Genomic DNA, 3,750 nt, shown 5'->3' on the forward strand with positions numbered 1-3,750 from the left:
GGGTACGAGAAGCTGCCGTTCAGCTTGAAGGTGCTTCTGGAGAACCTTCTGCGCACCGAGGACGGCGCCAACGTCACGAAGGCGCAGATCGAAGCACTGGGCGGATGGGACCCGCAGGCGGAGCCCGACACCGAGATCCAGTTCACTCCGGCGCGCGTGGTCATGCAGGACTTCACCGGTGTGCCGTGCATCGTGGACCTGGCCACCATGCGCGAGGCCGTGACGGCCCTGGGAGGGGATCCGAAGAAGATCAACCCGCTCTCGCCCGCCGAGATGGTGATCGACCACTCCGTCATCGCGGACCTCTTCGGCTCCGAGAACGCGCTGGAGCGCAACGTCGAGATCGAGTATCAGCGCAACGGCGAGCGCTACCAGTTCCTGCGCTGGGGCCAGACCGCCTTCGACGACTTCAAGGTCGTGCCGCCGGGGACCGGCATCGTGCACCAGGTGAACATCGAGCACCTGGCGAAGGTGATCTACGACCGCAGCGTCGACGGCGTGCTGCGGGCCTACCCCGACACGTGTGTCGGCACCGACTCCCACACCACGATGGTGAACGGCCTGGGCGTGCTCGGTTGGGGCGTCGGTGGCATCGAAGCCGAGGCCGCGATGCTCGGCCAGCCCGTGTCGATGCTCATTCCGCGCGTCGTCGGCTTCAAGCTCACCGGAGAGATCCCCGCGGGCGTCACCGCGACCGACGTCGTGCTCACGATCACCGACATGCTGCGCAAGCACGGCGTCGTCGGAAAGTTCGTGGAGTTCTACGGCGACGGTGTCGGATCGGTTCCCCTGGCCAACCGGGCGACGATCGGCAACATGAGCCCGGAGTTCGGCTCGACGGCGGCGATGTTCCCCGTCGACGATGTGACCCTGGACTACCTGCGGCTGACGGGTCGCGACGAACAGGCTGTCTCGCTGGTCGAGCAGTACGCGAAGCAGCAGTCGCTGTGGCACGATCCCTCGCGCGAACCCGCCTTCAGCGAGTACATGGAACTCGACCTGTCGACCGTCGTCCCGTCCATCGCCGGCCCGAAGCGCCCGCAGGACCGCATCCTGCTGGCCGAGGCGAAGGAGCAGTTCGAGAAGGATCTCACCAACTACGCCGACGTCGACCACGATCTGGTCGACCTCACGATCTCCGAGTCCTTCCCCGCATCGGACCCGCCCGGACTGAGCCCGGAGGATTCCGAGAGCGAGCACGAGCACCACCACCGCTCGCACGCGCCCAAGGTCGCCTCCAAGCCCTCACCGGTGACCACGGCCGACGGCGCGTCCTTCACGCTCGACCACGGCTCCGTCGCGCTGGCGGCGATCACCTCGTGCACCAACACCTCGAACCCGTCGGTCATGATCGCCGCTGGGCTCCTCGCGAAGAAGGCGCTCGACAAGGGCCTGAAGAGCAAGCCGTGGGTCAAGACCACCCTCGGGCCCGGCTCGAAGGTCGTCACCGACTACTACGAGAAGTCCGGGTTGGACAAGGCCCTCGAAGGTCTCGGGTTCTACACGGTCGGCTACGGATGCACGATCTGCATCGGCAACTCGGGTCCGCTCATCGAAGAGGTCTCCACGGCGATCAACGACAACGATCTCGCGGTGACCGCGGTGCTCTCGGGCAACCGGAACTTCGAGGGTCGCATCAGCCCCGACGTGAAGATGAACTATCTCGCGTCGCCGCCGCTGGTGGTCGCCTATGCGCTGGCCGGATCCATGAACTTCGACTTCGAGAGCGATCCGCTGGGCACGGACAGCGACGGCAACGACGTCTTCTTGTCGGACATCTGGCCGGCGACGGACGAAGTGCAGGAGATCATCGACTCCTCGATCTCCCGTGAGCAGTTCATCAAGCAGTACGCGACGGTGTTCGAAGGCGACGAGCGCTGGAAGAGCCTGCCGACCCCCAGCGGCCCGACGTTCGAGTGGGCCGAGGACTCGACGTACGTCCGCAAGGCGCCGTACTTCGACGACATGACGATGGAGCTGACGCCGGTGCAGGACATCACCGGCGCGCGGGTCATGGCGACCCTGGGCGACTCCGTCACCACCGACCACATCAGTCCGGCGGGCAACATCAAGCCCGGCACCCCCGCGGCCGAGTACCTCACCGAACACGGCGTGGAGCGCAAGGACTTCAACTCGTACGGCTCGCGCCGGGGGAACCACGAGGTGATGATCCGCGGCACGTTCGCGAACATCCGCCTCAAGAACTCCCTCGTCGCAGCGGTCAACGACGGCCAGGTCGTCGAGGGCGGCTACACGCGGGACTTCACCCAGCCGGGTGGGCCGCAGTCGTACATCTACGACGCCAGCATGAACTACCAGGCGCAGGGCACGCCGCTCGTGGTGTTCGGCGGCAAGGAGTACGGGTCCGGTTCGTCGCGCGACTGGGCGGCCAAGGGCACCCGGCTGCTGGGCGTCAAGGCGGTCATCACGGAGAGCTTCGAGCGCATCCACCGCTCGAACCTCATCGGAATGGGCGTCGTGCCGCTGCAGTTCCCGGCCGGTGAGAGCTGGGAGTCCCTCGGTCTCGACGGCACCGAGATCATCTCGATCACGGGTCTCGAGAAGCTGAACGAAGGGGTGACGCCCAAGACCGTGCGCGTCACCGCCGAGCCGAGTGAGTTCTCGGCCGACGGGGCGAAGACGATCGAGTTCGACGCGACCGTGCGGATCGACACCCCCGGTGAGGCCGACTACTACCGCAACGGCGGCATCCTGCAGTACGTACTGCGCTCGCTCGTCTGACCTGCGCAGGAGGTGAGGCCCCGGCTCGATCGAGCCGGGGCCTCACCCGTCTGCGGCTGTCGGCGGATAGACTGACGGCCAGGCGTCTCGAACCGATGAGCCGGAGCCATGGACGACGACGAAGAGGGCACGATGGCGATTCTCCCCTCCATCAGAGGACCACGAGATCTCGACCGACTCAGCGTCGCGCAGCTGCGGCAGCTGGCCGACGAGGTTCGCGCCTTCCTCGTGGAGAACGTGTCACGCACGGGTGGACACCTGGGACCGAACCTCGGGGTCGTGGAACTCACCATCGCGCTTCATCGCGTCTTCGACTCGCCCCGGGATCCGTTCGTGTTCGACACCGGCCATCAGTCCTACGTCCACAAGATGCTCACCGGCAGGCAGGACTTCGCCGGCCTGAGATCACGTGGCGGCCTCGCGGGCTATCCGCAGCGCGCGGAGAGCGAGCACGACGTCGTGGAGTCCTCGCACGCGTCGAGTTCGCTGAGCTGGGCCGACGGGATCTCCCGCGCGCTGACCCGCACCGGCCGGGACGACCGGCACGTCGTCGCCGTCGTCGGCGACGGGTCGCTGACCGGAGGGATGACCTGGGAGGCACTCAACAACATCTCCGATGACAACGACCGACGCCTCGTGATCGTCGTCAATGACAACGGCCGCTCGTACGCGCCCACGATCGGCGGCATGGCGCGCTATCTGAACAAGGTGCGCACGGCGGACGCGTACCGGTCGCTGCGGCATGGCTCCGCCAGTCTGTTCGGACGGCTCGGGCCGGCCGCGCGAGCGATGTACCGGGGTGTTCGCGGCGGCACGCACGGATTTCTCTCGCGATTCGTCAACAACGATGCGCTGTACTCGAACCTCGACATCAAGTACCTCGGTCCCGTGGACGGCCACGACCTCGAGGCGCTCCTGGAAACTTTCGAGCTCGCGAAGGCCTTCGGCGCGCCGGTCATCGTGCACGCGATCACCGAGAAGGGGCGCGGGTTCCGGCCCGCGGTCGAA

The 3,750-nt window shown here is 66.7% G+C and carries 2 protein-coding genes; both read left to right on the forward strand.

Going from position 1 to position 3,750, the window contains the following annotated elements; translation table 11 throughout:
- A partial coding sequence (gene acnA, locus B4E30_RS02725) for an aconitate hydratase AcnA (RefSeq protein ID WP_286793377.1) occupies positions 1-2,742 on the forward strand: 2,742 nt, incomplete at its 5' end.
- Between the two features lie 132 nt (positions 2,743-2,874).
- Positions 2,875-3,750, forward strand: an 876-nt coding sequence (locus B4E30_RS02730) for a 1-deoxy-D-xylulose-5-phosphate synthase N-terminal domain-containing protein (protein WP_286793378.1), incomplete at its 3' end; no start/stop codon positions are given.

This window comes from Microbacterium sp. UBA3394, from assembly GCF_002358725.1.
Taxonomy (GTDB): Bacteria; Actinomycetota; Actinomycetes; order Actinomycetales; family Microbacteriaceae; genus Microbacterium; species Microbacterium luteum.